Source organism: Streptomyces sp. NPDC056128, from assembly GCF_042263835.1.
GTDB lineage: Bacteria > Actinomycetota > Actinomycetes > Streptomycetales > Streptomycetaceae > Streptomyces.
In genome coordinates, this window is the sequence record NZ_JBHJVQ010000009.1 from 52,439 (window position 1) to 68,501 (window position 16,063).

The 16,063-nt window shown below is 74.9% G+C and carries 14 protein-coding genes, 1 tRNA gene and 1 other RNA gene; 7 read left to right on the top strand and 9 right to left on the bottom strand.

What is annotated here, in order from left to right; translation table 11 throughout:
- Positions 1-98: 98 nt before the first annotated feature.
- From ACFC1X_RS19490 to ffs, 4 genes are all read right to left on the bottom strand, one after another.
- Positions 99-1,967, bottom strand: coding sequence for a hypothetical protein (locus ACFC1X_RS19490; protein ID WP_376355257.1), 1,869 nt, complete (start codon positions 1,965-1,967; stop codon positions 99-101).
- A 306-nt stretch (positions 1,968-2,273) separates the two neighbouring features.
- Positions 2,274-3,527: a phosphoribosylamine--glycine ligase gene (gene purD / locus ACFC1X_RS19495; protein ID WP_376355259.1), complete on the bottom strand. Its 1,254-nt coding sequence runs from the start codon at positions 3,525-3,527 to the stop codon at positions 2,274-2,276.
- Positions 3,528-3,647: 120 nt separating this feature from the next.
- Positions 3,648-5,972, bottom strand: a complete 2,325-nt coding sequence (locus tag ACFC1X_RS19500) for a DNA polymerase III subunit gamma and tau (protein ID WP_376355261.1) — start codon at positions 5,970-5,972, stop codon at positions 3,648-3,650.
- 47 nt (positions 5,973-6,019) lie between these two features.
- Positions 6,020-6,114: signal recognition particle sRNA small type (gene ffs / locus ACFC1X_RS19505), an RNA gene on the bottom strand.
- Positions 6,115-6,188: 74 nt separating this feature from the next.
- Here ffs and ACFC1X_RS19510 point away from each other — a divergent pair.
- Positions 6,189-6,276 (top strand) — tRNA-Ser (locus tag ACFC1X_RS19510).
- A gap of 88 nt (positions 6,277-6,364) precedes the next feature.
- Here the strand turns inward: ACFC1X_RS19510 and ACFC1X_RS19515 are convergent.
- The 5 genes from ACFC1X_RS19515 to ACFC1X_RS19535 form a co-directional block, all read right to left on the bottom strand.
- Positions 6,365-8,158 carry a copper resistance protein CopC gene (locus tag ACFC1X_RS19515; protein WP_376355263.1) on the bottom strand — a complete coding sequence of 598 codons (1,794 nt, stop codon included), beginning with the start codon at positions 8,156-8,158 and terminating at the stop codon, positions 6,365-6,367.
- 201 nt (positions 8,159-8,359) lie between these two features.
- The gene (locus tag ACFC1X_RS19520; RefSeq protein ID WP_376355265.1) at positions 8,360-9,136 is read right to left on the bottom strand and encodes an SDR family NAD(P)-dependent oxidoreductase; all 777 of its coding nucleotides are present in this window, start codon (positions 9,134-9,136) and stop codon (positions 8,360-8,362) included.
- Positions 9,133-9,624, bottom strand: coding sequence for a cupin domain-containing protein (locus ACFC1X_RS19525; protein WP_376355267.1), 492 nt, complete (start codon positions 9,622-9,624; stop codon positions 9,133-9,135). The genes ACFC1X_RS19520 and ACFC1X_RS19525 overlap by 4 nt, the downstream gene beginning before the upstream one ends.
- Entirely contained in the window at positions 9,621-10,241 is a 621-nt protein-coding gene (locus tag ACFC1X_RS19530; protein WP_376355269.1) for a GNAT family N-acetyltransferase, read from the bottom strand. The genes ACFC1X_RS19525 and ACFC1X_RS19530 overlap by 4 nt, the downstream gene beginning before the upstream one ends.
- Positions 10,234-12,363 (bottom strand): penicillin acylase family protein, encoded by a 2,130-nt coding sequence (locus ACFC1X_RS19535; RefSeq protein WP_376355271.1) that lies wholly within the window; start codon positions 12,361-12,363, stop codon positions 10,234-10,236. The genes ACFC1X_RS19530 and ACFC1X_RS19535 overlap by 8 nt, the downstream gene beginning before the upstream one ends.
- Positions 12,364-12,446: 83 nt before the next feature.
- On the opposite strand from ACFC1X_RS19535, the gene ACFC1X_RS19540 reads away from it, so the two are divergent.
- The 6 genes from ACFC1X_RS19540 (at position 12,447) to ACFC1X_RS19565 (ending at position 15,958) form a co-directional block, all read left to right on the top strand.
- Positions 12,447-13,175 (top strand): siderophore-interacting protein, encoded by a 729-nt coding sequence (locus ACFC1X_RS19540; RefSeq protein ID WP_376355273.1) that lies wholly within the window; start codon positions 12,447-12,449, stop codon positions 13,173-13,175.
- Positions 13,176-13,199: 24 nt separating this feature from the next.
- The gene (locus ACFC1X_RS19545; protein ID WP_376355275.1) at positions 13,200-13,790 is read left to right on the top strand and encodes an HhH-GPD-type base excision DNA repair protein; all 591 of its coding nucleotides are present in this window, start codon (positions 13,200-13,202) and stop codon (positions 13,788-13,790) included.
- A 448-nt stretch (positions 13,791-14,238) separates the two neighbouring features.
- Positions 14,239-14,916 carry an HdeD family acid-resistance protein gene (locus ACFC1X_RS19550; RefSeq protein WP_376355277.1) on the top strand — a complete coding sequence of 226 codons (678 nt, stop codon included), beginning with the start codon at positions 14,239-14,241 and terminating at the stop codon, positions 14,914-14,916.
- Positions 14,917-14,998: 82 nt separating this feature from the next.
- Positions 14,999-15,319 carry a hypothetical protein gene (locus tag ACFC1X_RS19555; protein WP_376355279.1) on the top strand — a complete coding sequence of 107 codons (321 nt, stop codon included), beginning with the start codon at positions 14,999-15,001 and terminating at the stop codon, positions 15,317-15,319.
- Positions 15,320-15,371: 52 nt separating this feature from the next.
- A complete protein-coding gene (locus ACFC1X_RS19560) occupies positions 15,372-15,506 on the top strand; it encodes a hypothetical protein (protein ID WP_376355281.1) in 135 nt (44 codons plus the stop codon).
- 155 nt (positions 15,507-15,661) lie between these two features.
- Positions 15,662-15,958 (top strand): type II toxin-antitoxin system VapB family antitoxin, encoded by a 297-nt coding sequence (locus ACFC1X_RS19565; RefSeq protein WP_003999914.1) that lies wholly within the window; start codon positions 15,662-15,664, stop codon positions 15,956-15,958.
- Positions 15,959-16,063: the final 105 nt, after the last annotated feature.

Here is a 16,063-nt window from a genome sequence, read left to right on the forward strand (position 1 = left end):
ACATCACATGTCGCACGCGTGCGGTCACTGTTCGTTGCGAAGTGGCCGAAAGTGGAATTGGGGGATCCGATTCGGCGGCAGGGTCCCGTCCGGCCGCGTCAGACCAGGCGCACCGGCTTCTCCGGGCGTATGCCCAGGTCGGTCATCCAGGCGCGCAGGGGGCCCGGGTCGCCGGACTCGACCAGGCTGAGCACGCTGGGGGCCAGGTCGGCGGCGCGGGCCCCGTCGAACAGGAGCGACGGCCCGTCCAGCCAGTCGAGGCCCGGGGCCGCGCCCGCGGTGTCCATCGCCGCGCAGCACACCATCGCGGTGATGTGCGCGGTGAGGATCTCGCGGCCGGTGCGCGGGGGTTGCAGGGGGAAGAGGGGGAGCGCGCGGTCGTCCCAGAGGGCGGCGTCGGGTCCGACGGCGGTCGCCGAGGGGGTGGAGGCGGCTCCGGCTCCGGCGCCGGCTCCGGTGGGCTGTGCGGCGGCCTCCTCGCGGGCCAGCTGGGCACTGAGTCCGGCGGCGAGGGCGGCTCCGCGCGTGGTAGTGCCCGCCAGATCGTCGTCGTCCTCGGGGTGTGCGAGGCCGGTGGCAGGCGGGTGCGGGTCGGTTTCCGGGGCGGCCGGGGCGGTCGCCGTGTCGGGTGCGTCCCTGTCCCCGGTGGCCCGGGGGTCGTCGGCGGGCGTCGCGGTGTCCGTCGTGAGGTGGTCCAGGACGCGGGCCAGGGTCGGGCCCTCGGTGCCCGGTGCGGCGCCCTCGGCGGCGCGGCGGACGCCCAGGGTGTCCAGGACGCGGTGGAGGCGGGCCGCGTCCGTGCGCCAAGTGCGGTCCACGACCTCCTCGGGATACTCGTCCCAGTCCACCGGCGACCAGTCCGGGCCGGTCTCGGGCCCGCCGTGGAAGAGGCGCGCGGTGAGCAGTGAGACCGCCTCGTCCATCGCGCCGGGCTCCTCCAGCAGGTCGCAGGCGGGGCGCTCCCCCAGGCGCGAGGCGAAACCCTCGGCCAGGCGGTCGCGGCGGGACAGCTCGGTAAGGGCGGCGACGACGCCCACGTCCAGCCGGGAGGGCCAGCGGCCCATCCGCCAGGCGGGCAGCGCCACCCGGGTCAGCAGCCGGTCCCAGCCCGCGTAGGCGAGCCCGACCTGCTCCTGGGCGACGATCCGCAGACCGTAGTCCACAGCCTGTGCACGCTCGGCCGCCGCCGACGCGACGCCGCGCTCCATCTCGGCCGCGTGCACGCGACAGCCGCGCAGCAGCAGCCGGGACACCCGGCCCAGGCCCGCGCACGCCGCCCGGGACAGCGGGTCGCGCCGGTCCGCCGAGGCCACGGCCACCGCGGCGTCCAGGCCGCGTATGAAACGGCGGGCGGCGGCTATGTCGGGGTGCGCCGAGGGTCCCGTACCGGCGACGACCGGGGCGAGGACGGCGCGCAGCTCACCCACGCGCATCCACCACAGGAAGGGCGAGCCGATGACGAGGACGGGCGCGGTGGCGCCGGCGCCGCGGGGGCGGGCGGGGCCGCCCGGGACGGCCGGGTCGTCGCGCTCCGCCGCCGGGGGCGGTCCGTGGGCCGGGTGGGTGCGGTCCTCCAGCCAGCTGTCGCAGTCCGGCGTGAGCGCTATCGCGGAGGGGGCGGGCACGTCGAGCCGGTCGGCCAGGTCGCGCACCATCCGGTAGAGGTCCGGCGCCGACTCCTCGGCGATCGTGACGGTGGGGGTGACGGCGGGCCGGGAGCGGGCCACGACGAGGGCCACTCCGGCCGCGGCCACCAGCACGAGCAGCGCGAGGACGGACACGGCCCAGCGGGCGGCGTCCCAGCCCGCGCCCACCAGGCGCCCGGTGGAGCCGCCCACGAGCAGGATCACGGCGAGGGCAGCGGGCAACAGGGCGACGGCCAGCGCGCGACTGCGGACGCGCAGCACGGCCAACGCCCGGGAACGCGCGGCCCGCGCGCCCATCTCCTCACCACCGGTACCGGTCACGGCCGGACCTCACCCCCTCATCGACGTCCTGTCTGTCCTGGCTCGTCCACTGCTCTGCTGCTGGTGCTCACTCCCCCACTGTGGCACCCGCCACTGACATCGCAATGTCGGTGGGCCATGTGCCGGAACGCTTGCGCGGCACCATAGTTGGGGCCTTCGTGCCCGTCAGCCGTATGGGCTATCGGTCACTCGATGGAATGGCTTTGGGGAAAGGTGGATGACGGATTGCAAGGATCAGGCCCCGGTTCCTGGGACGGATCCGGGGCCTGTGGGGTTGCGGTGCGCGGGCGGGTCCCGCGGGGCCGGTCAGGCGCCCGCGGCGGCCTTCGCGGCGATGTCCGTACGGTGCTGCGAGCCGTCGAGGCCGATGCGGGCGACGGCCCGGTAGGCGCGGTTGCGGGCCTCGGTGAGGTCCGTGCCGGTGGCCGTGACGGACAGGACGCGGCCACCGGCGCTGACGACGGCGTCGCCCTCGGCGCGGGTGCCGGCGTGCAGGACGTAGGCGTGCGGGGCGTCCTGGCCGGCCACCTCGGCGAGGCCGGTGATCGGGTCGCCGGTGCGCGGGGTGCCGGGGTAGTTGTGGGAGGCCACGACCACGGTGACGGCCGCGTCGTCGCTCCAGCGCAGCGGCTCCAGGTCGGCGAGGTTGCCGGTGGCGGCGGCCATCAGAAGACCGGCCAGCGGGGTCCGCAGGCGGGCCAGCACGACCTGGGTCTCGGGGTCGCCGAAGCGGGCGTTGAACTCGATCACGCGGACGCCTCGCGAGGTGATCGCCAGACCGGCGTAGAGGAGCCCGGAGAACGGGGTGCCGCGCCGGCGCATCTCGTCGACGGTCGGCTGGAGCACGCTCTCCACGACCTCGTCGACCAGCTTGGGGTCGGCCCACGGCAGCGGCGAGTAGGCGCCCATGCCGCCGGTGTTGGGGCCCTCGTCGCCGTCGAGGGCGCGCTTGAAGTCCTGGGCGGGCTGGAGCGGGCGGACGTTGTCGCCGTCGGTGATGGCGAAGAGGGAGACCTCGGGGCCGTCCAGGAACTCCTCGATGACGACGCGGTCGCAGGCCGCGGCGTGCGACCGGGCCGCCTCGATGTCACCGGTGACGACGACGCCCTTGCCGGCGGCCAGCCCGTCGTCCTTGACGACGTACGGGGCGCCGAAGGCGTCGAGGGCCGCGTCGACCTCGGCCGGGGTGGCGCAGACGTACGAGCGGGCGGTGGGGACGCCGGCGCCTGCCATCACGTCCTTGGCGAAGGCCTTGGAGCCCTCCAGCCGCGCGGCCTCCCCGGAGGGGCCGAAGACCGGGATGCCGGCCCCGCGCACGGCGTCGGCGACCCCGGCGACCAGGGGTGCCTCCGGGCCGACCACGACCAGTTCGGCACCGAGGCGTTCGGCCAGCGCGGTGACGGCCGCGCCGTCGAGGGCGTCGACCTGGTGCAGTTCGGCGACCTCGGCGATACCGGCGTTGCCGGGTGCGCAGTGCAGCGCGGTCACGTCGGGGTCGAGGGACAGGGAACGGCACAGGGCGTGTTCGCGGGCGCCGCCGCCGATGACAAGGACCTTCACGGGGCCAGCCTAATGGGAACGGGCCGGGGCCCCTTGTGCGGGCTTCCGAAGGGCGGGGCGCCGGAGCCTTGTGGGTTCCTCCAGGCCGAGCGGGGCGGGACGCGCCCTCGCCCCCCGCTCCTACTCGTGCGCGATCTCCTCGACGACCGTCGCTCCCAGCTCCCGTACCAGCAGGTCCCTGCCGGAGAGCGCGGACTCGTCGAGGTCCGGGTCGTCCTCCTCGGGGATGTCGTCCTCGGGGGAGACCTGGCGCGGCTCGGGAGCCGGCGGGCGGGGCGCGGGGGTGGCGGACGGGGCCGAGGAGCGGCCGGAGTCCGGGGCCGGCGCGGCAGCGGGCGGCGGGGTGGCGGGGGCGGGCGCCGACGGCCGCGGGGCGGGCGCGCCGCCCCCGAAGCCACCGCCACCGCTCCCGCTTCCGCCGCCGAAACCGCCGCCGAAGCCGCCACCCCCGCCGCCGGAGCCGCCGTGGCCACCGGAGGGCCCGGCGGGAGGCGGAGGTGCCGAGCCGCCGGAGGGGTCGACGACCGCGTCGATCTTCCACTGCACGTTGAACTGCTCGGCCAGGGCCTGGCGCAGCACGTCCTCGCTGCCGCTGCTCACGAAGTTGTCGCGAGCACCGGCGTTGACGAAGCCGATCTGGAGGGAGGTGCCGTCGAAGCCGGTCACCTGGGCGTTCTGGCTGAGCAGGATCCAGGTGAACCGGCGGCGGTTCTTGACCGCCTCCAGGATGTTGGGCCAGAGCGAGCGGGGGTCGACCCCTCCGCCCGGCGGCGGGGAGGCGGGCGGAGGCGTGGAGGCGGCCGGTGCGGGTGCCGGAGCGGCGGGCGGAGCCGCGGCGGGGCCGGGAGCGGCCGGGGGCCGCGCCTGTCCGCCGCCCGCCGGTGCCGCCGTGGGCCACCCTCCCGGCCGTCGCCCGCCACCGGCGGGTGCCGCGGTCGGCCACGCACCCGGCGCGGAGGCGGGACCGGGCTCGGCGGCGGGGGCGGGAGTGGCCGGAGTGGACGTAGAGGTTGGAGCCGGAGCCGGGGGTTCGGCAGCGGGAGCGGGTGCGGGTGCCGGTGCGGCATGAGGCTGCTGCCCACCACCGTGGGAGCCGCCGCCCTCGCCCTCCCCGGGACCGGCACCGGTCGCCGGAGCCGCCGCGCCACCCGGTGCCCGTACGGCCGCCCGGGCCGCCGCGGGCCCGCCGCCCGGCGCGACCGGAGCGGCGGCGCCCTGGCCACCGCTGTGCGCCTCGGGCCCCGGCACGTACCCCATGGCCGGCGCGCCCGCGCCCCCGGAGAACTGCACTCCGCGCTCGATCCGGTCCAGGCGCGCCATCACCGACCGCTCGTCGCCGTACGCGGCGGGCAGCAGCACGCGCGCGCAGATCAGCTCCAGCTGGAGACGGGGCGACTGGGCGCCGCGCATCTCCGTGAGCCCCTCGTTGACGATGTCGGCGGCGCGGCTCAGCTCGGCGGCGCCGAAGGACCGCGCCTGCGCCTGCATCCGCTCGATGACGTCGGCGGGGGCGTCGATGAGCCCCTTGTCCGCCGCGTCGGGCACGGCGGCGAGGATCACCAGGTCGCGCAGGCGCTCCAGCAGGTCGGTGACGAAGCGCCGCGGGTCGTTGCCGCCCTCGATGATTTGGTCCACGACCCCGAAGGCGGCCGAGCCGTCCCCTGTGACGAACGCCTCGACGACGGAGTCGAGCAGCGAGCCGTCCGTGTAGCCGAGCAGGGCGGTCGTCATGTCGTACGTCACACCGTCGGCCCCGGCGCCCGCGAGCAGCTGGTCCATGACGGACATCGAGTCACGGACGGACCCCGCGCCGGCCCGGACGACCAGCGGCAGCACCCCGTCCGCGACCGGGATCTCCTCCTTGCCGCAGACCTCGGCGAGGTAGTCGCGCAGGGTGCCGGGCGGGACGAGGCGGAAGGGGTAGTGGTGGGTGCGCGACCGGATGGTCCCGATGACCTTCTCGGGCTCGGTGGTCGCGAAGATGAACTTGAGGTGCTCCGGGGGCTCCTCGACGACCTTCAGCAGGGCGTTGAAGCCCTGCGGGGAGACCATGTGGGCCTCGTCGATGATGTAGATCTTGTACCGGCTCCGGGCGGGCCCGAAGAAGGCCTTCTCGCGCAGGTCACGGGCGTCGTCCACGCCTCCGTGCGAGGCGGCGTCGATCTCGATGACGTCGATGGACCCCGGCCCGTTCCTCGCGAGGTCCTGGCAGGACTGGCACTCGCCGCAGGGGGTCGGGGTCGGACCCTGCTCGCAGTTCAGGCAGCGGGCCAGGATCCGGGCGCTGGTCGTCTTGCCGCAGCCGCGCGGACCGCTGAACAGGTACGCGTGATTGACCCGGTTGTTCCGCAGCGCCTGCTGCAGCGGGTCGGTGACATGCCCCTGCCCGATGACCTCGGCGAAGGACTCCGGGCGGTAACGGCGGTAGAGCGCGAGAGACGACACGCATACGAGGTTATAGGCGTCCACTGACAACCGGATCGCCCGCGAACGCGAACGCCCCCCACGCACCCGCCAGAGCCAACCTACCCTTGCTGCCTTCCGGCCCTGGGGGAGTTCAGTCAGATAGCGCCGCGTGAGGGGCTGGGCCACACGTTACCCGATGTGGGGCCCTCAGAACGAGTTCGCAAGCACTCCTCCACGTCATGTAATGTTCTCGGCGGAGGATTCGCCTAGAGGCCTAGGGCGCACGCTTGGAAAGCGTGTTGGGGGCAACCCCTCACGAGTTCGAATCTCGTATCCTCCGCCAGTGCCTCACCGGGCACGAAGTCGAAGGGCCCCACCGTTCGCGGTGGGGCCCTTCGACGTTGTGTCCGGCTGCCCGGGCCGGCCTCCCGTCACCGTTCGATCCGGATCCGCCGCTCCTCGCTCACCTGGTCGATCTCCGAGACGCGGACCGTCGTTCGCATGGTCCAGGTGCCGGGGAGGGGGAGGGTGAGGGTGTTGGCGCTCCAGTAGCCGCCCCGGTCGACGAGTCGCGCGTCGATGGGGCCGACGTCCTTGTCGGGGAGGGTGAAGGAGAGGCGGAGTTCGGGTACGGCGGCCAGGGCGCCGTCGGGGCCGAAGACCACGGCCTGTACGGCGTTGTCGCCGGTGCGGCCGGGGTCCAGGGTGATCTGGACCGTGCCCCGGCCGGAGCCGCCGACCTCGAAGGGGATCGTGGTGACGGACGCGGGCAGCACCCCGCCGGCCGGCACGGCCCGCGCCGCCTCGTCCGCCGCCCGGCCCGGCAGGGTGCTGGTGAGCACGGTCGTGACCACCAGGACGACGGCGGCGACGACCGCCTCGGCCAGGACGGAGCGGCGCAGTCCGCGTCGGAGGGCGTCCGCGGCGGTGGAGGGGTCGTCGGGGGCGGGCGGCTCCGGTGCGGAGGGTTCCGGTGCGGAGGGTTCCGGCGGTGGGACGGGTGGGCCGCCGGCCGGGACCGGCTCCGGTGCCCGCTCGCGCTCCCGTTGCCGTACCGGCGTCCGGGCCGTCGCCATCGCGGCCGTCCAGCGCCGGGACACGGCCGCCGCGGCCAGCAGTACGGTCACCAGGGCCACCTTGGCGAGCAGAAGCCTGCCGTACGTCGTCCCGGTGAGCGCCTGCCAGGAGCCGAGGCCGCGCCAGGACTGGTAGACGCCGGTGGCGACCAGGACGGTCACGGAGACGAGGGCGATGCGCGAGAAGCGCGCGACCGTGGCGGCGTCCGGGGCCGCGCGCAGGGTGGTGAGGAGGGCGACGAGGCCGCCGAGCCAGACGGCCGTGGCCAGCAGGTGCAGTACGAAAGACGTCACCGCGAGTGGGACCTGGATGCCGGCGGAGGCGTGCTCGGCGGCGGCCCAGGTCAGGGCGAGCGCGATCGCGAGTACGGCGCCCACGGCGGCGGTCAGCGGGCGGCGCTCCCGGTGGCGGTCCTCGCGGCCCATGCGCACCAGGAACACCGCCACCGGCGCGAGCAGCACCAGCCTGGCCAGCAGCAGTACGCCGGGGCGGGTCGTGAGGGTGTCGGCGAGCGCGCCCGCGTCCAGGGCGTCCGCCGGTCCCGTGCCCGCCTCGTACGGGGCGCGCAGGAGGAGGAGGGCGAGCGTGGCGCCCAGCAGGGTCCACCAGCCGGCGACCAGCGGGCGGCGCAGTGCGGAGACCTCCGGCGGGCGGCACAGGACGACGAAGGCCGCGATGCCGATGAGCAGGGCGGCGGCGAGGTAGGAGAGGTAGCGGGCGACTTTGTTGAGGGTGGCGGTCAGGGGGTCCTCGGAGGGGCCCGTGTCCACCGCCGCGGTCGTCGTGGAGGGCTGGCCGACCGAGAAGGTGAAGGCGCCGGATATGGGGTGGCTGTCGGCCGACACCACCCGCCAGGCCACGGTGTACGTGCCCTCCCCCAGCTCGGCGGGCAGGTCGACGCGGGCCGTGTCGGAACGGCCGTCGGCGCGGCCGGCCTCCCCCGTGCGCACCCGGTGGCCGCCGGGGTCGAGGACGCGGAAGGAGTCGTCGCGCAGGCCGACGGACTCGCTGAAGGTCAGGGTGACGGCGTCGGGGGCCCGCTGGAGGACGGTTCCGTCGCCGGGGTCGGTGGAGTCGAGGGCGGCGTGGGCGGACGCGGGGCCCGCGCCGCCGAGGAGGAGCAGGACCAGCACGGCGCCCAGCAGCACCAGCCGCCGGAGTCCGCGCCGGTCCGGCCGGTCCCGGCGCTCCCCTCCCGCCCGCCGGTCCGGCCGGCCTCCCCGCCCTCGGGCTCCAGCGCGCGCACCGCCCACACACCTCACGTCGCATCTCCGTCGTCGGGACCCACTGCCTCGGGGATACGTACGGACACGGAGGCCGCCCCGCTCACCCGCCCGCCCCGCGGATCCTCACCACGACGGGCGTGCCGTCACCCCGCCGTCCACCACGAGGTCGTGGCCGGTGATCCAGGACGCCAGTCGCGAGGCGAGGAACACGCACGCGTCGCCCACGTCCTCCGGGCGCCCCAGCCGTCCCGTGGGCGCCGCCCGCCGCCACCGCCGTACGCCCTCCGGCCAGGCCTCGTCGAGGCCCTCGCGGTCGATGAGGCCGGGCGAGACGGAGTTGACCCTGACGCCCCACGGGCCGTACTCCAGAGCCGCCGAACGGGCGTGCATCACCACCGCCGCCTTGGAGGCGCTGTAGTGCGCGTGGGCGGGCGCGGGGGCGGACGCCTCGATGGAGGCGATGTGGGTGACCGAGCCGCCGCCGTCCTGGGCCCGCATGATCCCGGCCGCGGCCTGGGTGCAGGCGAAGACGCCGGTGAGGTTGGTGTCCACCACCGAGCGCCACTCGGCGGCCGTCATACCGGGCAGGTCCCGCAGCGGCTGCACACCGGCGTTGTTGACCAGCGCCGTCAGCCGTCCGCCGCCCCGGTCGGCGGCCTCCTCGACCAGGCGCCGGGCGGCGTCCTCGTCGGTGAGGTCGGCGCACAGGACGGTGGCGCTCCCGCCGCGTGCCCGGATGCGGTCGGCCGTCTCCCGCGCCGCCGCGACCGACGTACGGCAGTGCAGCGCGACCGCCGCGCCCTCCTCGGCGAACCGCAGCGCGATGCCGCGGCCGATGGAGCCGCCCGCGCCCGTGACGAGCGCCACCTGACCGTCGAGGAGCCGTGTGGGCGGGTTCATGGGCGGCACAGTTCCACGATCCGCGCGGCCCGGTCCGGATAGCGCGCCGTCAGGTCGGCCGCGTCGCCGTGCTCGTAGTCCCCGTAGGTGAATCCGGGCGCCATCGTGCACCCGAAGAGCGTCCACGCACCGCCGGCCGCCACGGCCGCGCCCATCCAGGTGCCGGCGGGGACCGTGAACTGCACGTGCTGGCCGCCCAGGACGTCCGGTCCCAGTACGGCCGTACGCGTGCCGCCGTCGGGGGAGAGGAGCAGCAGTTCCAGCGGGTCGCCGAGGTAGTGGTGCCAGACCTCGTCGGTGGGCAGGCGGTGCAGTGCGGAGAAGTCGCCGGGGCGGGCGGTGAGCAGGGCGACGACGGCCGATCCCGCGGGGCGTCCGTCCGGGCCTTCGGGGCCTGCCCAGGTACGCCGGAACAGGCCGCCCTCGCGGGGGATCGGCTCCAGTCCGTAGTGCGCGATCAGGTCCTCTGCGGTGGGCGGCGACGTCACGCCGGGAACGCTACCTCCCGGCGGAGGAAAGCGAGTTGTGCCTTCTTCTCGGGCAGGTGGACGTCCGGCAGGTCGATCTCGGGCAGGACGACCGCGGGTCCGGCGGTGAAGCCCTGCCTCAGGAAGCGGGCGATCGCCTTCTCGTTGCCGATGTCCGGGTCGACCACGATGCGGGTCCGGTCCAGGCCAAGCAGTACGTACGCCATGAGGGCCCCGGCCAGCGCGGCGGTCCAGCCGGGCCGGGCGCCCTTCGTTCCGGCCGGGGCCAGCAGCAGGTGGACGCCGATGTCGCCGGGCTCGACGTCGTAGCACTCGCTCACCCGGTCGGCGGCGGGCTCGTAGGTCTGGAGCAGGGCGACCGGGTCGCCGTCCTTGACGACCAGGTGGGCGTGGTGGGTGTCGAGGGCGTCCATGTGCGCGTAGACGGCCTCGACCTGGTCCCGCGTCAGGTCCGTCATCCCCCAGAACGCCGCCCGCTCCTCGCTCACCCAGCGGTGGATCACGTCGGCGTCCTCGGCGGCGTCGAGGGGGAGGACGCGGACGGTGCCGAAGCCGTCGAGGTGCTGCTCGTGGAGGGGGGTGCGGGTGGCGTACGAGGGTGTGCGCGGGTCAGGCATCGGATTCCTTCGTGAGTTGGTCGAAGTCCGTGATCACGGGGGCGAGGTCCCCGCTGAGCCACAGGCGTTGCTGGTCCTGGTGGTGCGGCGAACCGGGGGTGCCGGAGGCGCCGTGGGGTACCGTCCAGCGGCTGTTGCTCCGGTCGGCCAGGTCCCAGACGTAGCGGGCGGCGGGGCCGCGGGCGGCTCGGTCGGTGACGCCGGGCACGGGGGACGTGCACAGGACGCAGTCGTGGTCGCCGGAGAGCCTCGGGCCCGGGGTGGGGGTGGTGTCCGGCAGCGCCCGCCAGGCGGCGAGGCGGTGGGTGTCGCCCCAAGTGCCGGCCGGGGGCCGCGCGGCGACCTCCTCCAGCGCGGCGCGGACGGCGGCGGCGCGGTCGATGCCGTACAGGTCCTCCGCGCGCAGCAGGTGTTCGAGGGCGTGGCCGACGCGCGGCACGAGCGCCAGCCACGGCTGGAGCACCTCGGGGTAGGCGGGCGGCACGGAGGCGGGGGCGAGGACCGGGTGCGCCGCCAGCCGCCGTACGACGGCCGTGCGCACGGCGGCGTAGTGGGCCGCGTCGGCGCTGTCGGCGTCCATGTGCCGGTCCCAGGCCAGGAGGCGGTCGCGGAGGGCGGCGGCCTCGGGGGTCAGGCCGTCCAGGGTGGTGAGGCGGTCGAGGAGGGCGGCGGCCGACCCGAGGTGGGTGTCCGTGTGGATGGCCGGCATGTCCGCCGCCGACCAGCGCTCCTTCGCGGCGAGCAGGGCGGTGATGCGGTCGGCGCGGTGCGGCGGGGCGAACTCGATGCCGAGCGGGGTGGCCGGGCCGCGCTGGTTGGCCATCACGGCGACGCCGTCGGTGAGACCGGCCCGGGGCGGGGTGTGCCAGCCGTCCCATGCGTGGCCGGGCTCCCAGGCGGGGACCGGGCGGAGGCGGTTGGCGTCCGGTCGTACCGGCACGCGTCCTGCCACCCGGTGCAGCAGCCCGCCCTCGGTGTCGGCGGCCTGCACCACGTTGACCGGCTCCGCCCACGCGTCCAGGGCCCGGTCCACGTCGGCGACGCGGCGGGCGCGGAGCAGGGGCAGCAGGGCGCCGAAGCCGAGGTCGGCGGTGACGCGGGGCGGGTAGCGGAGGCTGAGGGCGGCCGGGGTGCCGTCGTCGAGGCCCTCGGGGCCGCCGGCGATCACCGGGCCGCGGTCGGTCTCGATGACCTCCACCTCTACCTCTACCTCTGCGGTCTCCTCGCCCGTCTCCCCCGCGACCCGGATCAGTTCGGTGTGGCGGGCGGCTCGGTGCCAGGTGCCGTCGGGGCCCAGTGCCTCGACGCCGGCGCCGGTGCGGCGCAGTCGCTCCTGGTACAGGTCCTGGTAGTCGGACATCGCGTTGGTGATGGCCCAGGCGACCGTTCCGGTGTGGCCGAAGTGGGCGATGCCGGGGATGCCGGGGACGGCGAGGCCGACGACGTCGAACTCCGGGCAGGACAGGTGGATCTGCTGGTAGACGCCGGGGTCCTCGATCCAGCGGTGCGGGTCGCCCGCGATGACCGCGTGCCCGGTCGTGGTCCGGTCGCCGCCGACCAGCCAGCCGTTGCTGCCGGCGGTGCCGGGGCCGTCGGTGGCGAAGAGGGCGACGGCCTCCGGGCCGAGGTGGGTGGTGATGTGCTCGCGCCAGAGCTTGGCGGGAAAGCCGGCGAAGAGGATGTGCGTGGCGAGCCAGACCGCGAGCGGGGTCCAGGGTTCCCAGCGGCCGGGGGTGAGGCCGGTGCGGGTGAATTCGGGGGCGTGGGGGTGGGCCGTGTCGTGGGTGGTTCCCAGTGTGGTTCCCAGTTCGGTGAGGCCCTCGTTCACGCCGTCGACGTACGACCGCACCCAGGCGGCCGTCTCCGGGTCCTTCTGCTCCAGGGCCGCGTAGCAGCGGCGGGCGGTGTCGGCGAGGCGGGCGCGCCGGGCGAGGCGGTCCCACGAGAGGGCCTCGGGGCCGAGGAAGGACGCGGAGGTGCCCTGGGCGCGGTGCCGTTCGACCTCCAGCTGCCAGGCCCGGTCCCGGGCGGTCACCCGGCCCTGGGCGCGGGCGAGTTCGTCCGCGCTGTCCGCGCGCAGGTGGGGGATCCCCCAGGCGTCGCGGTATGTCTCGGCGCTCACCCCTGTGCCTCTACTTTCCTTTAGGTTAGGCTCACCTAAGTATTGCCGTGGTGGCCGAATAGTACGTGAAGGGTGAAGAAACGATGGGGCAGGGGCGGGGTTGGGAGGGCGCGGTCCTCAAGCTGATGCGCGCGAAGGACTTCGAGTTCACGGTGACGGACGCGGAGGACGTGACCCCGGAGTTCCGGCGGCTGCGGCTGACCGACGGCGGCATGCTGGCGGCGACCGGGGTGCATCCGACGATGTGGGTGCGGCTGTGGTTCGACAACGCGGGCAAGCCGCACCAGCGGGGCTACACGCTCGTCGACCCGGACGCGGCGGGCGGCACCTTCAGCATGGAGTTCGCGCTGCACGAGGGGTGCGCGAGCGACTGGGCGCGGGCGGCGAAGCCGGGGGACACCATCGAGGCGACGGTCCAGGGAACCGGGTTCGACTTTCCGGAGCCCGCTCCGTCCCGCGTGTTCGCGGTCGCTGATCCGGCGTCGCTGCCCGCGCTGAACTCGCTGCTCGACGCGCTGGGGCCGGTGCCGGCGACGATCTGGTTCGAGGGGGGCGCGGACGACGGGCTGCCCTTCCGTACGGATCCCGGGCGGCACGAGGTGCGTGCGGTGCCGCGCCGGGACGCGGGGGCGCATCTGGTGGCCCGGGTGAAGGAGGAGCTGCCGGAGCTGGTGCGGGGTGCCGGCGGCGAGCCGTACGTCTGGATCGCGTGCGACACGGCGACCACGCGGGCGCTGGCCTCGTACGCCCGTAAGGAGCTGGGGCTTCCCAAGCAGCGGGTGAACGCGCTGGGGTACTGGCGCGCGTCCTGAGCCGGTACGCGCGATCATCGGGGCATGGACGTCACACTGCACCTCGCCCAGGACCCCGAGGCCGACGAACTCCTCGGCCGCAGTCCCCTCGCCGCGCTCGTCGGCATGCTGCTCGACCAGCAAGTGCCGATGGAGTGGGCGTTCAAGGGGCCGTCGACCATCGCGCGGCGCATGGGGGCGGAGGATCTGGACGCGCACGACATCGCGGCGTACGACCCCGAGGGGTTCGCGGCGCTGCTCTCCGACAAGCCGGCCGTGCACCGGTACCCGGGGTCGATGGCGGGGCGCATCCAGCAGCTGTGCCGGTACCTCGTGGAGAGGTACGACGGTGACGCCGAGGGGGTGTGGCGGGGGGTCGAGACGGGGGCGGAGCTGCTGAAGCGGCTCCAGGAGCTGCCGGGGTTCGGCAAGCAGAAGGCGCAGATCTTCCTGGCGCTGCTGGGCAAGCAGCTGGGCGTGCGGCCCGAGGGGTGGCGGGAGGCGGCCGGTGCGTACGGGGAGGCCGACGCGTTTCGCTCTGTCGCGGACATTACGGGGCCGGAGTCGTTGACGAAGGTGCGGGCGCACAAGCAGGAGATGAAGGCTGCGGCCAAGGCGAAGGCCTCCGGCAAGTAGGGGGTGGGGTGCCTGCGGCGGCCTGTGGCTGCTTCGGTGGGGGTGCGCGTGGCGCGGTGCGTTGCGTTGTGGGTCGGGGTCGCGCCGGGGGGTGTCCGTCCTCGGAACGGCGCGGAATCGGTCGGCCACAGAAGTGCCCTCCGTTGACGCGCCAACCGCTGCGGGCGGACACCCCCCGACACGACCCCTTCTCGCCGTACGCGGCTATCCCGCCGTAGCCGCGCTGTCCGCGCCGCTGCGGGCCGCCGACCCGCCGAAACCGCGGGCAGATGTGCCGCCTGGGGCGGCACGGGTGGGCGCGGCGGCAACCGGACAGTGCCGGGTCGCGTCACCCACCCCCGCGCCCGCAGCCGCGCCGGGTGCCATGTGGATGCCGGGCAGGTAGCCGTGTCAGTCCCGTGGACCGTCTCAAGTGGCGGGAGTGTCGGGGGCCTTCCCAGCATGGAGCATGACCGAGCCACCGAGTGGGCCTCCCGGAGGGACGCCGTACGACGATCGCGGGGTGCACGCGCGGCACGGTGTGCGCGGCACCGGCGGCGGTCGGTCCGAGCCTGAGCCCGCGTTCGAGGGGCCCCTGCGGCTGCTGTCCCGCGCCGCATGGCAGACCGTGCTGTTCACCGGCATCGCCTCACTGGTCCTCGGCGTGCTCGTCCTCGTGTGGCCCGGCGCCTCGCTGCTCGCCGCCGGCGTGCTCTTCGGGCTCTACCTCGTCGTCAGCGGCATCCTCCAGCTGGCCGCCGCCTTCGGCACGCACCGCACGACCTCGCTGCGGGTGCTGGCGTTCATCAGCGGCGCCGTGTCCATCCTGCTGGGGCTGTTCTGCTTCCGCGGGCCCCTCCAGTCCGTGCTGCTGCTCGCGCTGTGGATCGGCATCGGCTGGCTCTTCCGCGGCGTCACCCAGATCGTGGCCGCCGTGCACGACCCGGCGATGCCCGCGCGCGGCTGGCACGTCTTCCTCGGTGTCGTCACCGTGGTGGCCGGCATCGTCCTGATCGACTCGCCGGTCGAGTCCGCCTCCGTCCTCATGCTGGTCGGCGGCTGGTGGCTGGTCGTCGTCGGCCTCGTCGAGACCGTCACCTCGCTGCGGCTGCGCGGGCGCGCGCGTCAGGCCCCGCACGAGCTGTGAACGGCGCCCGCGCCTACGCCGAGCGAGCGGTTCTCATACCCGGCGCGATGGACGGCGTACGCCCGGCGGGGACACGAGTGACGTGAGCCCCGCACCGCACGCCGCCACCGCACGCGCCGGGCGCACCGCCTGGCTGCGGGTGCTCGTGCTGCTGCTCGCCCTGGCCGTGCCCTGCGCGCACGCCACGGCCGAGGCGGTGCCCACCGCGACGGTGGCCGGCGCGGTGGGGGAGTACGACCAGGTCGAGACCGCGCTGCGCGCTCCCGTGCGCAGTGGGCGGCGGGCCGGGCCGGAGCGGCCCGTGGTCCGGCGGGCCGCAGGTCGTGCCCGGTCCGCACCTTCTGTTCCGGCCGTGCGGCGCTCCCGCGCGTGCGGCCCGCGCTCCGTGGTTCTGCGCTGCTGACGGGACCGGGCTCCAGCAGCACGGAATCCCGTACACGGAGACAGGAGCAGTCATGCCCAACGACCCCTACGCCGTCCTGCGCGCCCTCCTGCGTGCCGAGGCCGCCCGCACGACCCCCAAGTCCGGCAACGCGCCGCAGGCTCCGACCGAACGGCCGCTCCCCACGCGGGAAGGGAGCCGCGGCTGAGGCGACGGACCGGGCGGTGGGGGCGGGTTCGGGACCGCCTCCGCCGCCGGCGGCGCGTCCGCCTTCCCGATTGATCCCCTTTACGGCGTCATTTCCAGCGCCGCACTCGGGCGCCATGGCTGCGCCCGCAACGTCCGGGCCGGTAGGCTTTCCGTGTGATCTTCAAGCGCATCGGAAACGGCCGGCCGTACCCCGACCACGGCCGGGAAAGCACCCGGCAGTGGGCGGACGTCGCTCCGCGTCCGGTCCGCCTCGATCAGCTCGTGACGACCAAGGGCCAGCTCGATCTGGAAACCCTCCTCGCCGAGGACTCCACCTTCTACGGCGACCTCTTCGCACACGTCGTGAAGTGGCAGGGCGACCTGTATCTGGAGGACGGTCTGCACCGCGCGGTGCGCGCCGCGCTCCAGCAGCGGCAGGTGCTGCACGCGCGGGTTCTCGAACTCGACTGACCCTTTCGGGTTGCCTTCCGGCGAACCACGGAACGTCTACTGATCATCTAATAGGCATCGCCGTCCCGGCGCATTACGCTGCGCCCATGAGCATGCTGACTCCTC

Coding starts and splice junctions, on each gene's coding strand:
- ACFC1X_RS19520 (WP_376355265.1), bottom strand. CDS start 9,136: ATGAACCCGCCCACACGGCTCCTCGACGGTCAGGTGGCGCTCGTCACG.
- ACFC1X_RS19550 (WP_376355277.1), top strand. CDS start 14,239: ATGACCGAGCCACCGAGTGGGCCTCCCGGAGGGACGCCGTACGACGAT.
- ACFC1X_RS19560 (WP_376355281.1), top strand. CDS start 15,372: ATGCCCAACGACCCCTACGCCGTCCTGCGCGCCCTCCTGCGTGCCGAG.
- ACFC1X_RS19530 (WP_376355269.1), bottom strand. CDS start 10,241: ATGCCTGACCCGCGCACACCCTCGTACGCCACCCGCACCCCCCTCCAC.
- ACFC1X_RS19545 (WP_376355275.1), top strand. CDS start 13,200: ATGGACGTCACACTGCACCTCGCCCAGGACCCCGAGGCCGACGAACTC.
- ACFC1X_RS19540 (WP_376355273.1), top strand. CDS start 12,447: ATGGGGCAGGGGCGGGGTTGGGAGGGCGCGGTCCTCAAGCTGATGCGC.